The organism is Pseudoduganella violacea, assembly GCF_014191875.1.
In the GTDB taxonomy this organism is placed as follows: Bacteria; Pseudomonadota; Gammaproteobacteria; order Burkholderiales; family Burkholderiaceae_D; genus Rugamonas; species Rugamonas violacea_A.
Genome location: NZ_JACHXD010000011.1, coordinates 116,145 through 141,312 on the forward strand (window position 1 = coordinate 116,145; position 25,168 = coordinate 141,312).

At 66.6% G+C, this 25,168-nt stretch carries 17 protein-coding genes; 12 read left to right on the top strand and 5 right to left on the bottom strand.

Features of this window, described 5'->3' with window-relative positions; genetic code table 11:
- Positions 1-38: 38 nt before the first annotated feature.
- Genes recC through recD form a run of 3 tightly spaced genes read left to right on the top strand, consistent with a single transcriptional unit; the run spans position 39 to position 9,229 of the window.
- On the top strand, positions 39-3,452 hold the full coding sequence (gene recC, locus FHS03_RS19155; protein WP_183442546.1) for an exodeoxyribonuclease V subunit gamma: 3,414 nt from the start codon (positions 39-41) through the stop codon (positions 3,450-3,452).
- Positions 3,449-7,174, top strand: coding sequence for an exodeoxyribonuclease V subunit beta (recB, locus tag FHS03_RS19160; RefSeq protein WP_183442547.1), 3,726 nt, complete (start codon positions 3,449-3,451; stop codon positions 7,172-7,174). The genes recC and recB overlap by 4 nt, the downstream gene beginning before the upstream one ends.
- Before the next feature lie 45 nt (positions 7,175-7,219).
- Positions 7,220-9,229, top strand: a complete 2,010-nt coding sequence (gene recD / locus FHS03_RS19165) for an exodeoxyribonuclease V subunit alpha (RefSeq protein WP_183442548.1) — start codon at positions 7,220-7,222, stop codon at positions 9,227-9,229.
- A 14-nt stretch (positions 9,230-9,243) separates the two neighbouring features.
- On the opposite strand, the gene FHS03_RS19170 is transcribed toward recD, so the two are convergent.
- Complete coding sequence (locus FHS03_RS19170) at positions 9,244-10,113, bottom strand: serine hydrolase (protein ID WP_183442549.1); 870 nt, start codon at positions 10,111-10,113, stop codon at positions 9,244-9,246.
- Positions 10,114-10,408: 295 nt separating this feature from the next.
- Between FHS03_RS19170 and FHS03_RS19175 the strand changes: the two genes are divergently transcribed.
- The 3 genes from FHS03_RS19175 (at position 10,409) to FHS03_RS19185 (ending at position 17,765) form a co-directional block, all read left to right on the top strand.
- Positions 10,409-10,636, top strand: a complete 228-nt coding sequence (locus tag FHS03_RS19175; protein WP_183442550.1) for an RHS repeat domain-containing protein — start codon at positions 10,409-10,411, stop codon at positions 10,634-10,636.
- An 82-nt stretch (positions 10,637-10,718) separates the two neighbouring features.
- A complete protein-coding gene (locus tag FHS03_RS19180) occupies positions 10,719-16,850 on the top strand; it encodes an RHS repeat-associated core domain-containing protein (RefSeq protein WP_183442551.1) in 6,132 nt (2,043 codons plus the stop codon).
- 63 nt (positions 16,851-16,913) lie between these two features.
- Positions 16,914-17,765 (top strand): leucine-rich repeat domain-containing protein, encoded by an 852-nt coding sequence (locus tag FHS03_RS19185; RefSeq protein WP_183442552.1) that lies wholly within the window; start codon positions 16,914-16,916, stop codon positions 17,763-17,765.
- A gap of 15 nt (positions 17,766-17,780) precedes the next feature.
- Here the strand turns inward: FHS03_RS19185 and FHS03_RS19190 are convergent, their stop codons facing one another.
- On the bottom strand, positions 17,781-18,812 hold the full coding sequence (locus FHS03_RS19190) for a sulfate ABC transporter substrate-binding protein (RefSeq protein ID WP_183442553.1): 1,032 nt from the start codon (positions 18,810-18,812) through the stop codon (positions 17,781-17,783).
- Positions 18,813-18,966: 154 nt separating this feature from the next.
- Between FHS03_RS19190 and FHS03_RS19195 the strand changes: the two genes are divergently transcribed.
- Positions 18,967-19,494 carry a GNAT family N-acetyltransferase gene (locus FHS03_RS19195; protein ID WP_183442554.1) on the top strand — a complete coding sequence of 176 codons (528 nt, stop codon included), beginning with the start codon at positions 18,967-18,969 and terminating at the stop codon, positions 19,492-19,494.
- Positions 19,495-19,501: 7 nt separating this feature from the next.
- On the opposite strand, the gene FHS03_RS19200 is transcribed toward FHS03_RS19195, so the two are convergent.
- The gene (locus tag FHS03_RS19200; protein ID WP_183442555.1) at positions 19,502-20,134 is read right to left on the bottom strand and encodes a helix-turn-helix transcriptional regulator; all 633 of its coding nucleotides are present in this window, start codon (positions 20,132-20,134) and stop codon (positions 19,502-19,504) included.
- Between the two features lie 76 nt (positions 20,135-20,210).
- Entirely contained in the window at positions 20,211-21,005 is a 795-nt protein-coding gene (locus FHS03_RS19205; RefSeq protein WP_183442556.1) for a class II glutamine amidotransferase, read from the bottom strand.
- A gap of 208 nt (positions 21,006-21,213) precedes the next feature.
- Between FHS03_RS19205 and FHS03_RS19210 the strand changes: the two genes are divergently transcribed.
- Positions 21,214-22,056 (top strand): EAL domain-containing protein, encoded by an 843-nt coding sequence (locus FHS03_RS19210; protein WP_183442557.1) that lies wholly within the window; start codon positions 21,214-21,216, stop codon positions 22,054-22,056.
- Between the two features lie 122 nt (positions 22,057-22,178).
- Entirely contained in the window at positions 22,179-22,910 is a 732-nt protein-coding gene (locus FHS03_RS19215) for a YcbK family protein (protein ID WP_371871739.1), read from the top strand.
- Positions 22,911-22,942: 32 nt separating this feature from the next.
- Here the strand turns inward: FHS03_RS19215 and FHS03_RS19220 are convergent, their stop codons facing one another.
- Positions 22,943-23,158, bottom strand: a complete 216-nt coding sequence (locus tag FHS03_RS19220) for a DUF3460 family protein (protein ID WP_183442558.1) — start codon at positions 23,156-23,158, stop codon at positions 22,943-22,945.
- A gap of 60 nt (positions 23,159-23,218) precedes the next feature.
- On the opposite strand from FHS03_RS19220, the gene FHS03_RS19225 reads away from it, so the two are divergent.
- From FHS03_RS19225 to FHS03_RS19235, 3 genes are read left to right on the top strand one after another with little or no spacing between them, the layout of a single operon-like run.
- Positions 23,219-23,626 carry a hypothetical protein gene (locus FHS03_RS19225; protein ID WP_183442559.1) on the top strand — a complete coding sequence of 136 codons (408 nt, stop codon included), beginning with the start codon at positions 23,219-23,221 and terminating at the stop codon, positions 23,624-23,626.
- Between the two features lie 23 nt (positions 23,627-23,649).
- Positions 23,650-24,435, top strand: coding sequence for a transporter substrate-binding domain-containing protein (locus FHS03_RS19230; RefSeq protein WP_183442560.1), 786 nt, complete (start codon positions 23,650-23,652; stop codon positions 24,433-24,435).
- Positions 24,436-24,438: 3 nt separating this feature from the next.
- Entirely contained in the window at positions 24,439-25,128 is a 690-nt protein-coding gene (locus FHS03_RS19235; RefSeq protein ID WP_183442561.1) for an amino acid ABC transporter permease, read from the top strand.
- Positions 25,129-25,168 lie beyond the last annotated feature (40 nt).

A 25,168-nucleotide genomic window follows, 5' to 3' on the forward strand; every position in this document is an offset into this window, starting at 1 on the left:
AGGCGATAATAGCGGCTGGCATCCACTTCCACGGCACTATGCACGCGAGCGTTACTCCCGGACTTCTGATCTTGCACGGCAATCAGCTGGAGCAGCTGCGCGCCGCGGTGTTCCAGTGGCTGCGCGCGCACCCGCTGGCGCCGCTGGAGACCGAGACCTTCCTTGTGCAATCGAACGGCGTGGCCGAGTGGCTGAAGATCGCGCTGGCCGAGGATGCCGGCGTGTGCGCCGCCACCCGCGTGGCCTTGCCGGCCCGCTTCCTGTGGGAGACTTACCGCGGCATGCTGGGACGCGAGCGGGTGCCGCCCATTTCCGCCTTCGACAAGGTGCCGCTGACCTGGCGGCTGATGCGCCTGTTGCCGGTGCTGCTGGCCGATCCGGTCTTCGCGCCGCTGCGCCATTTCCTCGGCGACGGCGACCCGGAGCGCCGCCTGCAGCTGGCCGAGCGCCTGGCCGACTTGTTCGACCAATACCAGGTGTACCGCGCCGACTGGCTGGAAGACTGGGCGGCCGGGCGCGACCTGCTGCGCAGCGCGCGCGGCGAGCTGGCGCCGCTGGCCGAGGACCAGCGTTGGCAGGGCGCCTTGTGGCGCGCCGTGATCGCCAGCGTGCCGGAACACGAGCGTGAGCTGGGCCGGGCTTCCGTGCACACCGAATTCCTGCGCGCCGTCGCCGGCGGGGCGCAGCCGCTGGGCCGCCTGCCGCGCCGCATCGTGCTGTTCGGCGTTTCGGCCCTGCCGTTCCAGACCTTGCAGGCGCTGGCCGCGCTGGCCCGCTTCACCCAGGTGATGCTGGCCGTGCCCAATCCCTGCCAGTTCTACTGGGGCGACATCATCGAAGGGCGCGACCTGCTGCGCGCCGCCCACCGTCGCCAAGGCCTGCGCAATGGCGTCGACCTGGGCCAGATTCCGCTGGAGGAGCTGCATGCCCACAGCCATCCGCTGCTGGCGGGCTGGGGGCGCCAGGGCCGCGACTTTATCCGCATGCTGGACGAATTCGACAGCGCCGCCGCGGCCGAAGGGCGCGGCGACAGCCTGCGCGTGGACCTGTTCAGCGAAGGCGAGGGCGCCACCCTGCTGGCCCAGGTGCAGGCGGCGGTGCGCGACCTGCTGCCGCTGTCCGAGCATCCGCAGGCGCCGCCGCCGGACAGCGACCGCTCCATCGAATTCCATGTGGCGCACAGCGTGCAGCGCGAAGTCGAGGTGCTGCACGACCAACTGCTCTCCATGTTCGCCGCCTCGGAGGCGGACGACGGCCCGGCGCTGCGGCCGCGCGACGTGGTGGTGATGGTGCCGGACATCGACGTGTTCACCGCCGCCATCCACGCCGTCTTCGGCCAGCACAAGCGCAGCGACGCGCGCTATATCCCGTTTGAAATCGGTGACGTCAACGACCGCAGCGTGAATCCGCTGCTGGTGGCGCTGGAATGGCTGCTGCGCCTGCCGCAGCAGCGCTGCCGCCAGAGCGAGGTGCGCGACCTGCTGGACGTGCCGGCGCTGGCGGCGCGCTTCGGCCTGGCGGCCGACGACCTGCCGACGCTGGGGCTGTGGATCGAAGGCGCCGGCGTGCGCTGGGGTCTGGACCGCCAGCACCGCGAGGGTCTGGGCCTGGGACCGGCCGGCGAGCAGAATGCCTGGATTTTCGGCGTGCGCCGCATGCTGCTGGGCTATGCCAGCGGCCATGGCGCGGCCTTCAAGGGCATCGAACCGTATGGCGAAGTGGGCGGACTGGATGCGGCGCTGGCCGGCTCGCTGGCCCAGCTGGTCGAAGCCCTGCTGCACTGGCGCGCGCTGCTGGCCCAGCCGCGCACCCCGGAAGAATGGGGCGTGCAGGCGCGCGCCCTGCTGGCGGCCTTCTTCAAGGCCAGCGACGAAGGCGACCGCCTGATGCTGGCGCAGCTGGACGAAACCCTGAACCGCTGGCTGGAAACCAGCGCCGGCGCCGGCTTCGAGGAAGCCGTGCCGTTGGCCGTGCTGCGCGAAGCCTGGCTGGGGGGATTGGACGAGCCGTCGCTGGAACACCAGTTCGTGTCCGGCGGCGTCACCTTCTGCACCCTGATGCCGATGCGCGCCGTGCCTTTCCGCGTGGTGTGCCTGCTGGGCATGAACGATGGCGACTTCCCGCGCCGCGCCAGCAAGGCGGACTTCGACCTGCTGGCCTTGCCCGGCATGGCGCGTCCGGGCGACCGCTCGCGCCGCGACGACGACCGCTATCTGATGCTGGAAGCCGTCCTGGCCGCGCGCGACAAGCTGTATATCAGCTGGGTGGGGCGCAATGTGCGCGACAACAGCGAGCAGCCGCCGTCGGTGCTGCTGTCCCAGCTCTTCGATTACCTGAAGGCGGGCTGGCAGCTGGACCTGGGCGCGCGCACCACCGAACACGCTTTGCAGCCCTTCAGTCGCCGCTATTTCGAGGCCGGCGGCCTGCTCACCTACGCCGGCGAATGGCGCGCCGCCCACACGGCCGACGAGACGCAGACCCCGGAAGCGGATGGCCAGTTGCCGCCTTTCGAAATCGACGACAGTTTCCGTCTCAAGCTGAACAGCCTGGCCAGCTTCATCCGCCAGCCGGTCAAATACTTCTTCCGCCAGCGCCTGGGCGTGGTGTTCGGCGAATCGGCCCTGGTGGGCGAGGACGAGGAGCCGTTTTCGCTGAACGCGCTGGAACGCTATCTGCTGGAAGACACCATGCTCGATGACGGCGGCGCCGACGAAGACATCGCCGATGTGCGCGGCGGCCTGGAACAACGCGCCGCGCGGCTGCGGCGCGAGGGCGTGCTGCCGATCGGCCTGATCGGCGAGCAGTGGCAGGAGCAATTGGTCGATGCGCTGGAGCCGGTGCGCTACGCCTGGCTGGCGCTGCGCGCGCGCTATCCGCTGGCCGCGCCCAAGCTGCCGGTCAAGCTGGAACTGGCCGGCCTGGTGCTGGAGGACTGGGTCGACCAGCTGCGCCACGACGGTTCCACCACGGTATGGCTGGCGCAGATGTCGTCCAAGGCCTGCGACAAGGACGGCTGGCCGCGCGGCGAAAAGCTGATCCCCATGTGGCTGCGCCAGCTGGCCGCCGCCGCGCAAGGCATGCCCGTCACCGGCTTCCTGGTGGCGCGCGACGCCATCATCACCATGGCGCCGCTCGATCCGGCCCAGGCGCGCGATCAGCTGGCGGCGCTGGCCGCGCTGTGGCGCGCCGGCATGGATGCGCCCCTGCCCACGGCCTGCAAGACGGCGCTGGCCCTGGTGCGCGAAGGCGATCCGCGCGCCGTATACGACGGCGGCTTCGAAGTGATGGGCGAGAACGAGGACTTGTGCCTGGCGCGCCTATGGCCCGATTTCGCGGCCCTGGCCTCGGTGGCGGAATTCGCCGACTGCTCGCGCGAGCTGTATGGCCCGCTGGCCGACTGGCTGCAGCATGCGGTGACCGTCGACCCGATGCAAGAGGAGGGCGCGGCATGAGCCAGCAACTGTTGCCCGCCAGCTTCCCCCTGCACGGCTCGCGCCTGATCGAGGCCAGCGCCGGCACCGGCAAGACCTGGACCATCGCCGCCCTGTACTTGCGCCTGGTGCTGGGCCATGGCGGCGCCGACGCCTATGCGCGCCCGCTGCTGCCCTCGCAAATCCTGGTGATGACCTTTACCCGCGCCGCCACGCGCGAGCTGTCCAACCGCGTGCGCGAGCGCCTGGTGGAGGCGGCGGCCTATTTCCGTGGCCAGGCAGAGGGCAGCGATCCCTATCTGGACGAGCTGCTCGCCTCCTGCGCCGGCGACAGCGCGCGCCAGCAGGCCGCGCACCGCCTGACGCTGGCCGCCGAGACGATGGACGAAGCGGCCATCTTCACCATCGACGCCTGGTGCCAGCGCATGCTGCGCGAACATGCTTTCGACAGCGCCAACCTGTTCGACGAGGAACTGGTCAGCGACGAGGCGGCCCTGTTCGAGGACGCGGTGCACGACTACTGGCGCCAGCAAGTCTATCCGCTGGGTGCGGACGTGCTGCAATCGCTGCTCGAATGCTGGTCCGATGTCGATGCGCTGAAGCGCTCGGTGCGCGAGCTGGTGCGGCGCGTGGCGGCGGTGGGCGCGGCCGGCGGCGAAACGCTGGCGGCGCTGATCCGGCGCGAACAGAACGAGCAGATGCTTAAGCTGGCCGGCTTGAAGGAAGATTGGTACGAGCGCGCCAACCGCATGGAGCAATGGATTCTGGCGCAGCGCGCCGACGCGCCGAAATGCTTCAACGGCGTCAAGATGAAGCCGGAGTCGGTGGCGAAATGGTTCGAGGCGCTGCGCAACTGGGCCATCGATGCGCGCCAGCTGCGGCCGGAATTGAACGACACGGCATGGCGCCGCCTGCGGCCGGACGGCATCGCCGACGCCTGCGCCAAGGGTTTCAGCCCCATCGTTCCGGACGATTTCGATGCGGTGGCGGCGCTGGAAGAGGCGCTGGCCGCGATCGAGCCGCTGTCCCATGCGCTGTACCGCCACGCGGCGGCCAGCATCGCCCTGCGCATGAGCGAACTGAAACGGCGCAACCGCCAGTTCGGCTTCGCCGACATGCTGGAGCGCCTCAAGCAGGCGCTGGAAGGCGGCAATGGCGCGGCGCTGCGCAAGCGCATCACCGAGCAGTATCCGGTCGCCATGGTGGACGAATTCCAGGATACGGCGCCCAGCCAGTACCGCATCTTCGACCTGCTGTACCGCGTGGCGGAGAACGATCCCACGCTGGGCCTGTTCCTGATCGGCGATCCGAAGCAGTCGATTTACGGTTTCCGCGGCGCCGACATCCACAGTTATCTGGCGGCGCGGCGCGCCACCACGGGACGGCATTACCAGCTTGGCACCAACTACCGTTCCAGCGCCGCCGTGGTGCAGGCCGTGAACCGCATCTTCCTGCATGCCGAGGGCGGGCCGGAAGGAGCGCCGGAGGCGTCCGCCGGCTTCCCGCGCGGCGCTTTCCGCTTCCGCCGCGACGGTGCCAATCCGCTGCCCTTCGACGCGGTGGCGGCGGCTGGCCGCAAGGAGGTGCTGGTCGACAGCCAGGGCGCCTTGCCGGCCCTGACGGTGGCCTGCAATCCGGCCGATGATCTGCGCGCCGACGGCTACCGCGATTTCTTCGCTCAGCACTGCGCCGAACATATCGCCAATCTGCTCAACGATGGCCGCGCCGGTTTCGAGGATGCGCAAGGCTGGCGGCGCCTGCAGCCGGCCGATATCGCCGTGCTGGTGCGCGACCGGCGCGAGGCGGCGGCCATCCGCCAGGCGCTGCTGCGGCGCAAAGTACCGAGCGTCTACCTGTCGGACAAGGATTCGGTGCTCGATAGCGACGAGGCGGCCGATGTGCTGCGCTGGCTGACGGCGCTGGCCAATCCGCTCGATGGTGCGCTGGCGCGCGCCGCTTTCGCCACCCGCACCGTGAATCTGCCGCTGGCCGAGCTGGCGCGCCTGTCGGCCGACGAGGTGGCGTGGGAAAAGCGCGTGGAGCAGTTGAAGTCCCTGCACGTGGTGTGGCAGCGCCAAGGCGTACTGGCCATGCTGCGCCGCTTCATCCACGAATTGCGCCTGCCGGCGGCGATGCTGGCCCAGTCCGGCGGCGAGCGGCGCCTGACCAATCTGCTGCATCTGGCCGAGCTGTTGCAAAGCGCCAGCCGCCAGCTCGACGGCGAGCAGGCCCTGATCCGCTGGTTGGCCGAACAGATCGACAGCGAGAGCGAAGGCGGCGATGAGCGCGTGCTGCGGCTGGAGTCGGACGCGGAACTGGTCAAGGTCGTCACTGTGCACAAATCGAAAGGGCTGGAGTATCCGCTGGTATACCTGCCGTTCGCCGTGACCGCGCGCAAGGTGGAAAAGCGCAACCGCAGCTTCCTCGAATACACCGATGAGGAAGGCGTGCGCCATCTGGACCTGGGCCGTTCCGACGCCGCCCTGGCGGCCGCCGACGAATCGCGCCTGGCCGAAGACCTGCGTCTGATGTACGTGGCGCTGACCCGCGCCCGCCATTTCCTGTGGCTGGGCGTGGCCGCCCTGGCGGCGCGCAAGGCCGGCGAAAGCACGTTGCACGAATCGGCGCTGGGCTATCTGCTGGCGGGCGGCGCCGCGCTGCCGGCCAGCCGGCTGGGCGAGTATTGGCAGCAGCTGCGCGGCGATTGCGCGCATATCGGCCTGCGCATGCTGGAGCCGCAGCAGGGCTTGACCCTGTTCGGCCGGGTGGAGCAGGCGCCGCCCCTGATCGAGCCGCGACCCTTCAGCGGCAGCTTCGAGCGCGATTGGAGCGTGGGCAGTTTTACCTCGCTGGCGCGACGTACTTCCGGTCCCGGATACGGGGCGGCGGCGCAAGCGGCGGCGCCCGTGCCGCGCGACGCCTTGCAGGAAAAGCTGCTTGAACAGGACGACGAGCAGGCCTTGGGCGGGGGCGGCGTCGCCGCGCTGCGCGCCGAAGACGCGCCTTGGCACCGCTTCCCGCGCGGCTCGGTGCCAGGCAATTTCCTGCACGAGCAGCTGGAATGGATAGGCCAGGAAGGTTTCGGCAGCGTCCATCACGCCACGTTCGAGACCCGCCTCGGCAAGCGCATCGAGCGCGCCGGCTGGGGCAACCGCCTGGACGATGCGCTGGCCTGGCTGCGCAGCGCCGTCACCACCCCGCTGCCGCCTTTGGGCGCGGCGCTGGACGGCATCGGCCCCGTGCTGTCGGAGATGGAATTCTGGTTCCCCAGCGAGCGCTTGCGCACCGGGGCGCTGGACCGCCTGTGCCGCGCCCACTTGCTGGATGGGCTGGCGCGTCCTGCGCTGCCCGAGCGCGAGCTGCATGGCATGCTGAAAGGCTTCTGCGATCTGGTGTTCGAACATGAGGGCCGTTACTGGCTGCTCGATTACAAGTCGAATGCGCTGGGCAGCGGCGACGCGGCCTACCACAAGCAGGCGTTGGCCGTGGGCATGGCCGAGCACCGCTACGATATCCAGGGCGCGATCTATCTGCTGGCCCTGCACCGCCTGCTGCGCAGCCGCCTGGGCGAGTCCTACGATCCGGCGTCGCAGCTGGGCGGGGCCATCTTCTACTTCCTGCGCGGCATAGGCAATCCGCAGACGCGCGGCTGCTATGTGCTGGAAGCGCAGGCCGGCCTGCTCGACGGGCTGGAAGCGCTGCTGGGCGACAAGGTGGAAACGGAGCGAGAGTATGATGAATAGCGTGAGCGGCAGCGCCGCGTCCAGGGCCGCCGCCGGAGAAGCACTATGAACGAGAGCAGGGAAAGCGTCATCGGCACGCCGCTGGACGCCCAGATCGAAGCCTTGACCGAGGCGGGCAAGCTGCGCCGCCTGAGCGGCGCCTTCGCGCGCTTTGTCGCCACGCTGGGCATGCCGTCCAACCGGCCCACCGGCGGGGCGGAAGCGCCGCTGATGCTGGCCTGCCTGCTGCTGTCGGAGCTGGAGGGCAGGGGGCATAGCTGCCTGATGCTGAACGATCTGGCGCAAGACCCATCTGCCTTGCTGGGCTGGACGCCGGAGGAGTGGAACGCGCTGCGCGACGCGGCCGGCACCTTGCCGCGCAATGCGATGGCCTGGCGCGCCATGCTGTATTCCTGCGAACAGGTGTGGCCAGTGGGCGACCTGGATTTCAAACAGCCGCTGGTGCTCGATGGCGAGCGGCTCTACCTGCGCCGCTACTGGAGCGACGAGACGGCGGTGGCGGGCGCGGTGCGCAGCCGCGCCGGCCAGCCGCTGCCGGTGGACACGGCCGAGGCGCGGCACTGGCTGGACATCCTGTTCGACCACGCCACGCGCGAGGGTGGCCCGGACTGGCAGAAAATCGCCTGCGCCACCGCCTTGCGCGGCAATCTGGCCGTCATCACGGGCGGTCCCGGCACCGGCAAGACCTATACCGTGGCCCGTCTTCTGGCCCTGCTGTTCGCGATGGCGGGAGCGCAGGCGGGCGGGCTGCGCATCGCCTTGGCCGCGCCGACCGGCAAGGCGGCGGCGCGCCTGAAGCAATCCATCGACCACGCCCTCGACACCCTGGCGGGCAAGGTCGGCGCCGCGCTGCCGCTGCGCGAGCTGGCCGGGCGCATGGGTGCGGCGCGCACCTTGCATAGTCTGCTCGGCGCGCGGCCCGACACGCGCAGCTTCCAGCACCACGCCGGCAATCCGCTCGATGTGGACGTGCTGATCGTCGACGAAGCCTCGATGGTGCATCTGGAGATGATGGCGGCGCTGCTGGCGGCGCTGCCGCCGCACGCGCGCCTGATCCTGCTGGGCGACAAAGACCAATTGGCCTCGGTCGAAGCAGGCGCGGTGCTGGGCGACTTATGCCACGACGCGGAAGCGGGCCGCTACAGCGCCGCCACGCTGGATTATGTGGCCGCCGCCAGCGGCCAGCAGATTCCCGCCGCCTTCCTCGATGCCGCCGGCGGCGCACTGGCCCAGCAAACCGTGATGCTGCGCCAGAGCCGCCGTTTCGGCGGCCCGATCGGCGCCTTGGCCACGGCCGTCAACCAGGGCGACGCCGAAGCGGCGCGCAGCGTCCTGCGCGGCGACAGCGGCGGACAACTGCTGTGGATGGAAGCGGCGCAGCTGCCCGAGGTGCTGAAGCTGGCCGTGCAAGGCCGCGAAGGCGCGGGCAGCGGCTACCAACAGTATCTGCGGCTGCTGCAGGCCGGCCAGACGGCGGCCATGGAAGGCGGTCCCGATGTGCATGAAGCCTGGGCGCGCGACGTGCTCAAGAGCTTCGAAGCCTTCCGCCTGCTGTGCGCCGTGCGCGAAGGCGAGTGGGGCGTGACGGGCTTGAACGAAGCGATCGAACAGCGGCTGGAAGCGGCGGGCCTGATACGCCGTCGCGGCGAATGGTATGTGGGACGGCCGGTCATGGTCACGCGCAACGATTACGGCGCCGGCGTTTTCAATGGCGATATCGGCTTGGCGCTGCCCGATCCGCTGCGTCCCGGTTCCCTGCGCGTCTATTTCTCCGAAGGCGAAGCCGTGCGCAGCGTGCTGGCGACGCGCCTGCGCAATGTCGAAACCGCGTTCGCGATGACGGTACACAAATCGCAAGGCTCCGAATTCCGCCACACGGTGCTGGTGCTGCCGCGCGAAGGCGGCTCGGTCCTGGCGCGCGAGCTGATTTACACCGGCATTACGCGCGCCCGCGAATACTTCACCCTGGCAACGCCCAGCGCCCACATCCTGGCCGAAGCCATCGCCGAGCGCACCCACCGCGCCAGCGGCCTGCGCGCCCAGATCGCCGGCTAAGCCCCAGTCCCGCCTTACATGGCGGCGCGGCGGCGGCGCGGGGTGCTGCGGGCGGCTTTTTTGCGGCCAGTGCTGGCTTTGAGCACTTTCGGTTCGTCGGCGCCGGTCAGCAGGCGGCGGATGTTCAGGGCGTCCATGACGCGCGCGGAGTTGGCCTTGGCGTTCAGCAGCACCAGGGTGGCGTTCTTGCCGGCGGCCTTGATGCGCATGATCAGGCAGCGTCCGGCTTCTTCGGTGTAGCCGGTCTTGGACAGGTCGATGTCCCAGCCTTTGGCGCCGACCAGGCGGTTGGTGTTGTGATATTCCACCTTGCGTCCCTTGATGTCGATGACTTCCTTGGTGTCGGTGGTGTAGCGCCGTATCGTCGGGTAGTTGGCGGCCGCTTCGGCCATTTTGACCAGGTCGGCGGCGGTCGAGGTATTGTTCGGCGACAGGCCGGTCGGCTCTTCGATGCGGGTGTTGCTCAGGCCGAGCGTGCGGATCTTGGCGTTGACGGCGGCCTTGAAGGCGGTCGGGCCGCCCGGGTAGGTACGTGCCAGCGAGGCGGCGGCACGGTTGTCGGAGGACATCAGGGCCAGCTGCAGCACGTCGCCGCGCGCAATGGTGGCGCCGACCGGCACGCGCGAGGTGCTGTGCTTGATGTTGTCGACGTCGTCCTTGTCGATGCTGATGGGTTCTTCCATGTCGAGCTTGGAGTCGAGCACCACCATGGCGGTCATCAGTTTGGTCAGCGAGGCGATGGGCACGACGACGTTGGCGTTCTTTTCCAGCAGGACTTTGCCGGTGCCTTCTTCCACCACCAGCACGGACTGTGAACCCAGCGGCACAGCCATAGCGGCGGCAGAGAATGACAGCAGCAGGGCTGCGGTAATTTTCTTGATCATTTGATATGTATTCGGGGAAGCGGCAAAACAAAGGCGCCCGGAAACGGACGCCACGCGAAATTCTGTCTATGAGGCAATATTTGTGCGACTTAGACGATAACATTAAAGTGATTTCTAGTCTAGATGCCGGCCGCTGCCGGTGCGAAATTCCTGTCCCGTTTCCCGCCACGCTTCCGCTGTCGCTTTCTTGCCCGGCTATTAAGCTTGGTAGTTCACCACGCCCAGTGTTTTTGAAATACTTAACCAGTAGTTAATTCTAAGCTGGCAACATGCACCATCTCACTGGGAGACGTCAATGAAGTCGGTAAGCCCTGTGCATCACCTCGCTACCTTCCGCAAATGCCTGGTCGGCCTGCTGGCTGCCCTGGCCGCCACGGCCGTCTTCGCCGGGTCGGCCACCTACACTTACGACAGCCTGGGACGCGTCACCAAGATCGTCTACAGCAATGGCGTGGTCATCACCTATACCTATGACGCCGCTGGCAACCGCAGCACGTATGTGGTGACCGGCGCTCCATCCTGAGTTCAATTCATGAGGCCACGGCATGCCGCTGCGCGGCAGGCCTCGGCGCGCACCGAACTACCACGAGATACAGGGGATAAGAATGTCGAAATTCAAATGCCTAGGCATAGGCGTGCTGGCGGCCCTTGGCTGGGGCAGCGCCCATGCCGACGGGAATATCCGCTTTGGCGGCACGCCCGCCATTGCCTATGAACAAAAGGGGACGGCCGCCGAGGAGGCGGGCAAGTCCGGCCAGCAGCCCGGCTTTAACCGCGCCGTCCTGCCGCCGGTGTCGCCGGAGGAGTCGGAAAAAGCCATCTGGTCGCGCCAGATCGGGCGCATGAACCAGGGCGTTGCGCCCCTGCTGCGCAGTGCCAAGGGCGCCAAGGTGAGCGCCGCCCGGGTCGCGGGCGACACCGCGCCCACCGGTCCGGCCTCGATTGCCGAGCTGGCGCGGGCGCTGCGCGGCAATCCGGACTTGATCTACGAATATGTGCGCAACAATATCGAGTATCTGCCGACCTGGGGCATCCAGAAAGGCGAGTTTGGCGCGCTGCTGGACAACCAGGGCACGGCCTTCGACCAGGCCGCCCTGATGATCGCCCTGTTGCGCCAGTCCGGCTATACCGCGAGCTTCGTGAAAGGCCGCATCAGCCTGACCGCAGCCCAGTTGCGCGATTGGATCGGCGCCGATCCGAGCAAGATTTGCGCCGTGCTGAACCAGTTGGGCAGCGGCCAGATCCCCACCTCATCCGTGATTGCGACCGCCGCCGGCAGCTGTCCGGGGTCGAGCGCGGCGCTGGTGAGTTTGAAGGTCGACCACGTCTGGGTGAAGGCGGTCATCGGCGGCACCAGCTATTACTTCGATCCGAGCTTCAAGCCGCACGCGGAGGTCAGCGGCATCAATGTGGCGACGGCCAGCGGCTACAACGCGGCCAGCTTCATGAGCGCCGCCACGGCCGGCGCCACCATCACCGGCGACTATGTGCAGGGCATTAACCGCAGCAATGTGCGCAACAGCCTGAGCACCTATGCCAATAATCTGGCCAGCTATCTGCGCAGCAACAAGCCCGCCGCCACGCTCGACGACGTGATCGGCGGCGCGCGCATCACGCCCTATGAGGGCGCCGCACTGCGCCAGACCAGCCTGCCGTACCAGGACAGCTCGGTGGCGCTGACTGAGTGGACCGATGTGCCGGCCAACTACAAGCCCACCTTGCGCGTGCAATACCAGGGCATCGACCAGACGTTCAGCTCGGACGCCATTTACGGCCGCCGTCTGACGATCAGTTATAACGCCTCGAACCAGCCGCTGCTCTCGCTGGACGGCGCGGTGCTGGCCACCGGCACGGCGACCACCCCGGGCACTTATGGCGCGGTGGCCCTGACCGTGACCCACGGCGCCTATGCCAATGCCTTTGCCAACCAGGCGTTCAGCCAGCAGGTCAAGGCGGGCGGCACCTTCCTGATCGGCAACGGCTGGGGCAGCGCCGGACGCGGCATCGTCGACCTGCACCGCAGCCGGCTGGAGCAGGCCGTGGCCGGCGGCGCGGCGGCCGGCTCGGAGCCGGCCCTCGGTTCCAGCCTGGCCGTGCTGTCGTCGAGCTGGATCGCCCAGGTCAACCATTCAAACTACATCACCGACCGCCTGGCGCGCACCAAGACGCTGTTCCACCACCAGATCGGCATTGCCGGCTACAACACGGCCGCCTTCGTCGATTTGCCGGGCAATATGCTGAGCGTGGTCAGCCTGGACGGCAATAAGGACAAGGAAGCGGCCGTCTTCTTCAGCGCTTCCATGCACTCGAGCATTTTCGAGTCGACGGCGGTGCAGCAGACCACCGGCGGCAGCGCGGTCTCGACGGTCAAGCTGATCGACCTGGCTGTGGCCGCCAACGACCGCATCTATGACGCCAAGGCCGCCAACTACGCCGCGGCCGTGCAACCCAATCTGGTCGGTTGCACGGCCTGGCAGGCCGGCTTCCAGAGCGCGGTCAACAGCGGCCGGCGCCTGATCCTGCCGGCGCGCTGCACCTTGAACGAGGGCAGCTGGACCGGCGGCGGCTATTACAGCATCCTGGTCAGCGCCAACAGTTCCAGCATCGGCGCCATCATCAGCGGCGGCCTGGCCGGCGGTTTCTCGACCAGCCCGCAGCCGCCCGCCACCACCAACAGCAATACGGTGCGCAATACCCAAAGCCCGAGCGTGCTGCTGCCCTACACCGGTTCGAGCTTCGGCGATCCGATCGATATGACCAAGGGCCATTACCTGTATACGCATACGGACTTGAGCAGCGGCGTCGGCGAATTCCCGATGAGCCTGGCCTTTACCCGCGCCTACACTTCGGCCAGCCGGACCCAGGACAGCGGCCTGGGCCTGGGATGGACCAGCAATTTCGATTCCACCGTCAGCGTTGCTTCCGACGGTTTCCAGGGCATGGGCGAGGATGCGGGCCTGGATGCGGTGCAGGCCGTCGCCGAAAAAATGGTCTCGCTGGACCTGATGGGCGATGTGGCCAAGCCGGTCAGCAATATGGTGATCGCGACCTTGGCCCAGCGGTGGTTCGGCGAGCAAATCACCGGTAATACCGTGGTGGTGAAGCAGGGCATGAACGGCGAAGTCTTCGTCAAGTTGGCCGATGGCTCGTATAGCGCGCCGCCCGGCAGCTCTTCCCGGCTGAGCCTGAACGGCGACGGCACGTACAACTATGAAACGGTGAACAAGGCCAATCTGAGCTTCAACAGCGCCGGCAAGCTGGCCACCTACCGCCATCCGGGCGGGGTGCAGGTGCGCTTCAGCTACAGCGGCAATCTGCTGAGCCAGGTGAGCAACAGCCTGGGCCGGGTCCTGAGCTTTAACAACACCGGTGGTCGCATCAGCTCGGTATCGGACGGCAGCCGCACGGTCAGCTTTGCCTATGATGGCAACGGCAATCTGAGCACCTATACCAATGCGCTGAGCCAGGTGACCAGCTACCAGTACGATTTGCCGGGGCGGATGACCAAGAACTTCAACCCGGGCGCGCCCAGCGTCGCCGTGGTCAACAATGTGTACGACAGCCTGGGCCGGGTGCAGAGCCAGACCAATGCCAACGGCAAGCTGTACACCTATTACTTCGCCGGCTCGCGCTCGGAGGAGGTGGGGCCGTACAACCAGAGCCTGGTGTCCTATGTCGACGCGCAGGGCAAGATCCTGAAATCGCTCGATCCGCTCGGTCGCGCCACGGTCAACAGCTATGACGGCCACTCGCGCCTGGTGCGTTCGGTCCTGCCGGAAGGCAACGCCATCGAGTACGAGTACGACGACGCGCCCTGCGCGGCGCAGTTGCGCTGCACGCACAATGTGAAGACCATCCGCCGTCTGGCCAAGCCCGGCAGCGGTCTGGCGCCCCTGGTCAGCAGCTTTACCTACGAGAGCAATTTCAACCGCGTGGCCAGCTCCACCGACCCGCGCCTGCAGACCACCAGCTTCACCTACACGGCCGATGGCCATCCGCTGAGCGTGACGGCGCCGGCCGACGCCCAGGGCGTGCAGCCGGTGACGAGCTATGCTTACGGCAGTTATAGTCCAAGCGGCTTCCCGGCCTTCACGCTGCAAACCTCGGTGAGCAGCAAGATTTCGCCGTCGGCCACCACCGTCACCAGCTATAGCTACAACGCCGGCAATAAATTCGTGCCGCAGACGACGGTGCTCGACGCCGGCGGCCTGAACCTGACGTCGACCTTCACCTATGACGCGGTCGGCAATGTGATCCTGGTCGATGGGCCGCGCACGGACGTGAGCGACACCGTGGCCTCCAGCTATGACGCTGAGCGCCGCCCGCTGCAAGTGAGCGACGCCTTGGGCAAGGTGAGCCGGAATGCCTACGATGCCGACGGCCGCCTGCTGCGCACGGCAGCCCAGATCGGCGGCCAGTGGCTGGTCAGCTGCAACAGCTACACGGTCAGTGGCCGCCTGCTGAAGTCCTGGGGACCGGCCCAGACCACGTCCGACACCGTGTGCCCGGCCGCGGCCGCACCGGTGACGGTGATCGATTACGCGTATGACGATCTGGACCGGCAAACGCGGGTCATTGCCAACCTGACGGCGGCCGAAGGCGGCAACCGCATCACCGAAACGGCCTACTATCCGGATAGCGCGGTGCAGAGCGTGAGCCGGGCCGTCGGCAGCGCCGACGCCCAGGTGTATGCCAGTTATACCTACACGCCAAACGGCAATCTGGCCAGCGTCAAGGATGCGCGCAATAACCTGACCAGCTACTTGTACGACGGCCACGATCGCCGCAGCAAGACCCAGTTCCCCGACAAGGTGGCAGCCAATACCTCGTCGGCCACCGATGTCGAGCTGTATGGCTATGACAATAACAGCAATCTGGTCTCCTTCACCAAGCGTAACGGCCAGCTGATCACGGCCAGCTACGACAATCTGGGCCGCGTGGTCGGCCGCAGCTACCCGCAAGCGGCCGACAACACCAGCTATACCTATGACCTGCTGTCGCGCCAGATCGGCGCCCAGTACGTCAACGGCAGCCACGGCGTGGTGTCCGCCTATGACAACGCGGGCCGCCTGGTGAGCACCAGCGCTGGCGGCAAGACCCTGAGCTTCCAATACGACGCGCATGGCAACCGTATCCGCACCACCTGGCCGGAGGCGACCCCGTTCTACGTGACCACCGAGTACGATGCCTTGAACCGGCCGACCGCGATCAAGGAGCAGGGCAGCGTGCTGCTGGCCAGCTATGCCTATGACGAGCTGTCGCGGCGCAGCACGGTCACCCTGGGCAACGGCACCAGCACCAGCTATGGCTACTCGGCCCAGGACAAGCTGGTCAGCCTGACCCACAATCTGGCGGGCACGGCCCAGGACATCAGCTGGACCTTCAACCGTAACCAGGCCCAGGACATCATTGCCCATGCCTGGAGCAATGACATCTACCAGTGGACCGGCTACCGCAACGGCAGCCGCAGCTATGCCGCCAACGGCCTGAACCAGTACACCAGCGCGGCCGGCAGCACTATCAGCCACGATGGCAACGGCAATATCAGCGGCGACGGCGTCTGGACCTATGCCTACGACGCGGAAAACCGCCTGCGCAGCGCCAGCAAGAGCGGCCTGGCGGCAACGCTGGAATACGATGCGGCGGGCCGCCTGCGCCAGAGCGTGATCGGCGGCGCGACCAGCAACCTGCTGTATGTGGGCACGGAATTGCTGGCAGAGTATGACGGCGCCGGCAATCTGCAGCGCCGCCACGTGCACGGTCCGGGTACGGATGAACCGCTGGTCAGCTACGCGGGCGCCGGCACGGCTGGCAAAACCTGGTTGTACGCCGACCACCTCGGTTCGGTGGTGGCGCTGGCGGATGGCGCGGGCAACAGCACGGCGACCCAGACCTATGGCCCGTACGGCGAGCCGGGCGGTGCCCCGGGCGGCCGTTTCGGCTACACCGGCCAACAGTATCTCGGCGAGCTGGGACTGTCTTACTACAAGGCGCGCTTCTACTCGCCGGCGCTGGGCCGCTTCCTGCAGACCGATTCGATCGGCTATGCCGATGATATGAATCTGTACGGCTATGTCGGCAGCAATCCCCTGAATCAGACCGACCCGACCGGCCATTGCCCCTGGTGCATCGGCGGCGTCACCAGCGTGCTGATGGGCGGCGCCATCCGCTACGTGACGTCGGGCGGCAACTGGAGCGCCGTGCTCGATCCCAAGGCCGTGCTGGTGGACGCGGCCCTGGGCGCGGCCGGTGCCGGTCTGGCCAACAAGGTCAACCAGCTGCGCCGGCTCAAGGATGTGCCGGTTTCGCTGGGTACCAAATTGAGCGCCCAAGGCTCGACCAAATTCGAGCAGGGCCTGTACCTGGCCGAGTCGAATGCCGGCAAATATGTCGGCCAGTCCGGCCAGATCACGACCCGCCTGGAGCAGCACGTGGCCAAGTCGCGCTTCGGCGCCGGCAGCGCCGAAGCGGCCGATGACGCCGTCCGGCTGGCGGTCGGCGGCGGCAAGACCTCGCGCGAAGTGGCCGAGCAGCGCGTGCTGAACGCGATGGGCGGGCCGAATACGCCGGGCGTGCTGAACCGGGCCAATCCGGTGGGCGGCCGTCCCTGGTTGCTGAATAACCCCAGCCTCGGTGTGATTGATGGTATCTTTGTACCGAATATCGGCAAGGGCTTGTCGGCTGGGATCGGCGCGGGCGTCGGTGCCGCGGACAATGCGCTCAGCTGCAGTAAATAAACCTTGGAAAAATTGCGTTTATTGGATCGTTTGAAGTCCTTGTCCGCCAGTGTTCGTGCTTCCATGGAACTCGAACCTGGCGAGTTTGGCCTGCGCGCCGTGCCGAAGGGACACTGGGAGGCGCGGCAGCAGGCCTATTGCATGGAACGGCAGATCCATGAGCTGCATTTCAACCACGCCAAGGGTTACCAGTCGACCGGCAGCTATGGATTTCTGGCCGACTGGCCCGGCCTGCTGGGCTTGAAAGTGCTGGACCCCCTGCTGGAAGACCTGGATTTTTTGGCCGCGCAGCCGGCGCTGCGCGCGCTCGACCTCTCGTTCACGGGCAAGATACGGCGCGGCATCGATCTGCAGCGCTTGCCCCGGCTTGAACGGCTCACCTTGTTGTCACGGTTTAGCGGCATGGAAAGCCTGTTCGGCTGTACCGGCCTGCGCCGGCTGGCGCTGGCGCATTTTCCCGGCAAGATGACGAGCGCCATGCTGGCGCCCTTGGCGGGCTTGGAGGAGTTGTGGCTGAGCGCGCTGGTGCTGCCGGAACTCGATGCCCTGGCGGGGTTCAAGGCACTCGAGCGCCTGAGCATCAGCGGTGACCGCAGCCTGGCGTCGCTGGCCGGCCTGGCCGGGGCGAGCGCCTTGCGCCACTTGACCCTGGAGTCCTGCCCGCAGATCGGCTCGCTGGCAGCGCTGGCCTCCCTGTCCCGCCTCGAAACGCTGTGGCTGTACGACTGCGGCCGGTTGGAGTCGCTGCAGCCGCTGTCGGCCTGCCGCCAACTCCGTGAATTGAATATCCTGGGCAACACCAGCATCGCCGACGGCCAGCTGGGGCTGCTGCGTGACTTGCCCCAGCTGCAGCGCGTTTGCATTGTCGCCAAAAAACACTACCAACCCGCTGCCGCCGACGTCAACCGCGGCTAGCCGGCGGCGGCTGGCTTATTTGCTGCCGTAGATCTTGTCGAACTCGCCGCCGTCGTCGAAGTGCTTCTTCTGGGCCGCGCGCCAGCCGCCAAAGACCTCATCCACGCTGAGCAGGGTGATCGGCTTGAAGCTGGCCGCGTATTTCTTGGCCACCGCTTCCGAGCGCGGACGCAGGAAATGCTTGGCGATGATGTCCTGGCCGGCGTCGGAGTACAGGAAGTTCAGATAAGCCGTCGCCTGCTTGCGCAGATTGCGGCGGTCGACCACCTTGTCGACCACGGCCACCGGCGATTCGGCCAGGATCGAGGTGGACGGGTAGACCACTTCGAAATTATCGCCGAACTCGCCGCGCACGAGTTGCACCTCGTTTTCGAAGGTCACCAGCACGTCGCCGATCTGGCGCTGGGTGAAGGTGGTGGTGGCGGCGCGGCCGCCGGTGTCGAGAATCGGCACATTCTTGAAGATCTTGCCCACCAGCTCGCGCGCCTGGGCTTCATTGCCGCCTTTTTTGAGCACCGAGCCCCAGGCCGCCAGATAGGTGTAGCGGCCGTTGCCCGAGGTTTTGGGGTTGGGAATGATCACCTGCACGCCCGGCTTGGCCAGGTCGGTCCAGTCCTTGATGGCTTTCGGATTGCCCTTGCGCACCAGATATACGACGGTCGAGTAGAACGGCGCCGCGCCGTGCGGGAATTTCTTGCTCCAGTCGGCCACCACCAGGCCGCGGTCGGCCAGCAGGTCGATGTCGTTGGCCTGGTTCATCGTCACCACCGACGCTTCCAGGCCGTCGGCCACGGAGCGCGCCTGCTTGGACGAGCCGCCATGCGATTGGTTGACCGCCACGGTTTCGCCGCTGCGTTTCTTGTAGTCGGCGATGAAGGCGGGGTTGATGTCCTTGAACAGTTCGCGCGTCACGTCGTAGGAGACGTTGAGCAGGGTGGGGTCGGCGGCGGCGGCGCCCAGGGGCAGGGCGAAGGCGGCAACGGCGGTGGCGAACAGGGTGCTGATGTGACGGCGTTTGCGGCTAAATGCGTTTTTTGCTGTTTGCATGGTGGGCTCTTATTGTGAAAACAGATATCAATGGTCTAAAATTCGGCGCCGAAAAGATACGAATTTTTCGTAATATGCTTAGACAGTAAGGGATCAACGCCTTTTTTCGAGCTGGTGTATAGTCGGCTTGTGGATGGAATTTTTGTGAGTACGCATGAGTCTTGAAATTCGTATTGCAGCATCGGCCGACGCCCTGGCAGCGTGCCAGGTACTGCGCCGTTCAATTACGGAATGTTGCATCGCGGACCACAATAACGATCCCGCCATTCTGGATGCCTGGCTGGGCAATAAAAACACGCAGACCGTGGCCAGCTGGTTCGAATCCCCCACCAATTTTTCCCTGGTTGCCGTGGAAAACGGCGCGGTGGTCGGTGTCGCGCTGCTCACGGCGGCCGGCAAGCTGGCGCTGTGCTATCTGCTGCCGGAGGCGCGCTATAAAGGCGCGGGCAAGGCCTTGCTGGCCCGCATTGAGGCGCAGGCCGCGAGCTGGGGCGTGAAAGCGCTGCAGCTGCACAGCACGGCCAGCGGCGAGGAATTCTTCGCGCGCCAGGGCTATATCCGTTCCGGCAATGTGCGTTCGCCGTATGGGGTCGATACCGTCTTCTTCTGGAAGCAGTTGGGGGCGGAAAGTTGTCCGCCGGAAGCTGGGCGCAAGCGCTTTTGCGGCTGCGGCTCGACCTGACCCTTTCTTACAGCAAACCCATCTGCGCGGCCTCGTAGACGGCTTCGCCGCGCGTGTGCACGCCCAGCTTGCGGTAAATGCGCTTGACGTGGTGGGCCGCCGTGTGCGGCGAGATGCCGTGCAGGCCGCCGATTTCGTTCATGGTCAAACCCTTGCCCAGGGCGCGCAGGATATCGCTTTCGCGGCCGGTCAGCGGCGTGGCCAGCGGCGCCGGCGCGTTCGCCTGCAGCCGGCGCAGCAGCTGGTGGGCGCTGGTCGGGCACAGGAAGGCGCTGCCGTTGCGCAGTGCGCGCAGGCAGTCGCGCAGCTCGGCGGCGCTGCATTCGGTTTGCAGGCAGGCGTTGGCGCCGGCCTGCAGGCAGGCGTAGAGCAGGGCGTCAGCGCCGCTCTTGGCCACGATGGCCACGGCGCAGCCCGGATGGCTATCGAGCGCCAGCCGCGTCAGCCGTGGCGCCTGGCGATCGGCCAGGTGGCAGAGAATCAGGTAGACATTGGCGCTGCTGCGGCTGATCAGGGTTTCAGCGGCGGCCGCGCTGGCGGCATAGCCGAGCGGCAGCATGCCGGAGTCGGCCGCGATCAGGCTGTGCAGATGCTGGCGCGTGCTGGGGCAATCGGCAATAAGGGCAATGGCAGTGGGCATGAACGCAGCCGTGGGGACGGCAAATGCTGTGCATGCTTCATGATAGTCCGAGCCGCCACGGCCCGCAAAGCCGGGCTTAGAAGCCGACGGCCAGCGGCAGCGGCGCCGCTTCGAACTGGACCTGGCCGGCGCCGAACATTTTCAGTTCGCCGGGCTGGAAGGCGGTCCAGGCTTCGTTCGAGGTCAGCGGCTCGGTGGCGATGACGGCGATGCGGTCGTCCAGGTGGTTGTGCTGGCTGAAGTCGATGCTCAGGTCGCAGTCGATGAGCTTGGCCACCGAGAAGGGATAGGCGCGCAGCACATAGTGCAGCTGGGTGCTGCAATGGGCAAACAGGGTGTCGCCGTCGGACAGGATGAAGTTGAAGGTGCCATGGGTGGCGATTTCCTCGGCCAGCAGGCTCAGCTCGGCATACAGCCGGTCGCGCGAGGGCTGGACGGCGAAGCGCTGGCCCAGGCGCGACAGCAGGTAGCAGAAGGCGCGCTCGCTATCGGTGTCGCCTTCCGGCGTGTAGGCGCCGGCGGCCGGGGCGAATGCCTTGAGGTCGCCGTTATGGGCGAAGGTCCAGGTGCGGCCCCACAGCTGGCGCTTGAAAGGATGGCAGTTTTCGCGGGCGATGCGGCCTTGCGTGGCTTTGCGGATATGGGCGATCACATTGCTGGCTTTGAGCGGCTGCTGTTTGATGCTGGCCGCCAGCGGCGAAGCGATGCAGGGCAGGTGGTCGGCAAAAATCTGGCACTCGTCCTTGGTGTGGAAGGCGATGCCCCAGCCATCCTTGTGCTCGCCCGTGCGGCCACCGCGCTCGGCAAAACCGGAAAAGGAAAATCCCAGGTTGGCGGGCTTGCTGCTGTTCATTGCGAGGAGCTGGCACATGGTATGGAGGCGAGATTGTTGCTGACGGTCCCAAGATACCGAGGAACTGGCCCAGCAGGAACGAATCAATTCTTATATGCATATTCACCGGGCTTCACCTATCCTTTATGTGTGTGAGTTATAAGCTAGGGAAAAAGCATTCTTTCGGTTTTGCCGGCCGAGCGCGTAGGCTAGGGGTTCTGGCGCCATGGGCGCGTGAAGGAGCACTATGAAATTCCCTGTCCTGCAAAACTATCTGGCGCGCCTGTCCGATCCGGCCGCCACGGCCTCGACCATCTGGCTCGACAGCGAGGGCCGCGCCCTGGGCCGCTTCTTCAACTGCACCATGACCAGCGCCTTCCAACCGGTGCGCCAGCTCGATACCGGCCGCGTCTTCGCCTACGAGGGCTTGGCGCGCAGCGTGTCGACGGCCGACGAGGGCTTGTCGCTGTGGAAGCTGCTCGACCACGCCGCCAGCGACGACGAGTCGGTGGAACTGGACCGGCTGTGCCGCATGCTGCATGCGATCAATTTCTTCCGCCAGAACGAGAGCGGCGACGCCGTGAACGGCGGGGCCGACCTGTACCTGAATGTGCATGACCGGCTGTTGAGCGCGGTCAGCAGCAACCATGGTTATGCCTTCCAGCGCATTCTCGATGCGCTCGGCTTGCCGATCGGCCGCGTGGTGTTGCAATTGCCGCAAGTGAATGCGCAGCAGGGCTGGCTGCTCAATTATGTGTCCGACAATTACCGCCGCAACGGCTTCCGCTTCGCCGTCAATGTCTCGGGCGGACGCGAGGGCTTGAACCTGCTGGAGCGGGTGCGGCCCGATGTGGTGAAGGTCGATGCGCGCGCCTTGCACGACGAGGCGGCCCTGGTCGAATTGCTGCTGCGCAGCGCCTCGGTGGGCGCGCAACTGGTCTTCAAGCGCCTGGAAGAGCCGCAAGTGCTGTCGGCGGTGCGCCGCATTGGTGAACTGGCCGGCTTGCCGGTGCTGGGCCAGGGCTATCTGCTGGACAATCCGCGTCCGGCCCTGCTGGAAGCGGCGGCGCCGCGCCAGTTGGCGGCCTGAGCCGGTCCGAAGACTTAAACTTGGCTTAAGGAAAGCACCGTAGTTGGCGCACGAAGTTAAAGGAATTTCTCAACTCCCCCCGCTATACGCTATAGTATCCGCATTGTTTGATTGGACATGCTATGGCAACGCGCAGAGATTTTTTACAGAAAGGGCTGGGCCTGACGGCGGCCAGCTGCATCGGCGTGCCGCTGATCGGCTGCGCTTCCAGCCGCGCCGCCGACACGGCCGGTACGCGTCCGAGCCGCCAGGCCAGCGCGGCCGCGCCGCGCAGCGCCGCCAAACCGACCCAACTGGCCCAGGCCGCGCCGCTGGCGCCGGCCGAGCTGGCGCCGCCACCCGATATTTTCGACGCCCAGGCGCTCGACCTGGAATTCTGGCTCAAGCCGCGCACCCTGCACGTGATCCGGCCCGCCAGCGGCGAGAAGAGCAAGCTGCTGTACTGGCGCGATGGCGAGGTGATCGACACGGCTTACCAGGAGCTGTGCCATCTGCTGCGCGATGTCAATGGCCGCGAAACGGCCCAGATCGATCCCAAGCTGCTGGAAACGCTGTGGGGGGCGCAAGCCTTCGTGGCGCGCTATGGCATCGAAAGCCCGGTCGAAATCCTGTCCGGCTACCGCACGCCCAGTTCCAACAAGCGCCTGATCGAGCAGGGCATTCCGGCCGCGCGCCAATCGCTGCATATGGAAGGCAAGGCGGCCGATATCCGCATCCCGAACTTGAACGCCGAGGTGCTGGGCGGCCTGGTCAAGAGTTTCGGCCAGGGCGGGGTGGGCTTCTATTACCGCGAAGGACCGCGTGGCGGCTGGATCCACGCCGATACCGGCCTGAAGCGCACCTGGAAGGGCTGAGGCCAGGGCGCGGCCCGGTCCCAGCGCTAGTCTCAGCGATAGTAATACGGCCGGGTCGGCACGGCGTCGTGCCGCGCCCGCTCCCGCGCGTCGAAATCCTGGCGCCGGTCCCACCAGATATACCAGCCGCGCCGCTGCTCGGCGACGGCGGCCGGATGCTGGTCCAGATAGCCGTGCATGAAATGCTCGAATTCCGACACATAGCCCTGGTGGAAAGGCCGCCACGGCTGGCTTTCAGCTGCTTTCATCTTTCCTCCTGTCTTCGGTTACACTGGCGGGCTCGAATAGCCATCAGTCATAGAAAAGCCATGCAGGACAATCACGATGCGGCCAAGCCGCGCTTCCGCCCCGTGCCGTGGACGGCGCTGGAAACCCCGGCCGATGCCGAGCTGTGGATCGCCGAGCACAATCTCGCCTTGCAGGAACATATCGCGCCCAATGAAACGGGCTACGGCGTCTGCTTCACGCTGGCCGAGGGCGGCGATCTGTTCATGCAGACCGTCGACGGCGCCCTGATTCTCGATCTTACGCCGGAAGCCGAATGGGTGGCGCCCCTGATCGCCGCCGTGGCCCAGGCCGCGCCGCCGCAAGGCGCGCTGTGGCTGCTGCCCGACGATAAGCTGGTGCAGCTGCTGATCGGCTTGAGCAGCCTGATCGCCAGCACCACCCTGGTGGTCGGGCACCGTTTCGGCCGCGCCGGCCGCCGCTCCTTGTAAACCACGCCAAGAAGGGATATCCCATGCGCAGAACCGTCCTCACCCTGATTGCCGCCAGCCTGCTGGCCGGCGCCACGCTGCCCGCCAGCGCCGCCGACCTGCTGGCCACGGCGCGCGCGCGCGGCACGCTGAAAATCGCGCTGGAAGGCACCTATCCGCCCTTCAACTACAAAGACCCGAAAACCGGCGAATTGAGCGGCTACGACGTGGACGTGGCGCGCCTGCTGGCGAGCAAGCTGGGCTTGAAGCCGGAATTTGTCGCCACCGAATGGAGCGCCATCCTGGCCGGCCTGGCCAGCGGCAAATACGACATCATCGTCAACCAGGTCGGCATCAATCCGAAGCGCGAGCAGGCTTTCGATTTCTCCCAGCCGTATACCTATTCCACGCCGCAGCTGCTGCAGCGCCAGCAAGATAAGGCGGTGTATGCCGTGCTGACCGATCTGCGCGGCCGGCGCGTGGGCGTCGGCCAGGGCAGCGTGTTCGAGCAGCAGGCCAAGACGGTGCCGGGCATCGACGTGCGCAGCTATCCGGGCGCGCCGGAATACCTGCAAGACCTGGCCGTGGGCCGCATCGACGCCGCCCTCAACGACAGCCTGATGGTGGCCTGGCTGGTGAAGACCAGCAAGCTGCCGTTGCGCGCCGGGGCGCGCGTCGGCAAGGTGGAGCGCATGGGCATTCCGTTCCAGAAGAATAATCCGCAGTTCAAGGCGGCCATCGACAAGGCGCTGGCCGAGGCGGCGGCCGACGGCAGCCTGAGCGCCATTTCCAGGAAGTGGTTCGACGCCGATGTGAGCAAGGCGCCTTAAGCGATGGCCTTGCCCGGTCTGGACCAGCTGCCCGATCTGCTGGCCCTGCTGCAGGAGGCGGCGCCGGCCCTGGGCCAGGGCGCGGCCTATACCCTGGCGTTCGCCGTGGCCGCCATGCTGGGCGGCTTGCTGATCGGCTTTCCCGTGGCCGTGCTGCGCATCCTGCCGTGGCGCCTGTTGCGCTGGCCGGCCGCCGTGTATGTCAGCCTGATGCGCGGCACGCCGCTGCTGGTGCAGATGTTCGTCATCTATTACGGCCTGCCCAGCATCGGCATCGAGTTCGCGCCGCTGACGGCCGGCGTGCTGGCGCTGAGCCTGAATGCCGGCGCGTATCTGTCGGAAAGCTTGCGCGGCGCCATCCTGAGCATCGCCAAGGGGCAGTGGGCGGCCAGTTTCAGCCTGGGCCTGGGTTACGGCCAGACCCTGCGCCATGTGGTGCTGCCGCAAGCCTTGCGCGTGGCCGTGCCGTCCATGAGCAATACCCTGATCAGCCTGATCAAGGATACCTCGCTGGTCTCGGTCATCACCGTGACCGAGTTGATGCTCTCGACCAAGGAAGCGATCGCCACCAGCTTCCGTCCCCTGCCGCTATACCTGGCGGCGGCCGCGATTTACTGGGCCTTGAGCCTGCTCTTTGAAGTCTTGCAGGGCGTGGCCGAACGGCGTCTGAACCGCGCCCACCGCCAGCCCTGAGCGTGCTCGACATCGCCCCATGCGCATGGTAGTCTAGGCT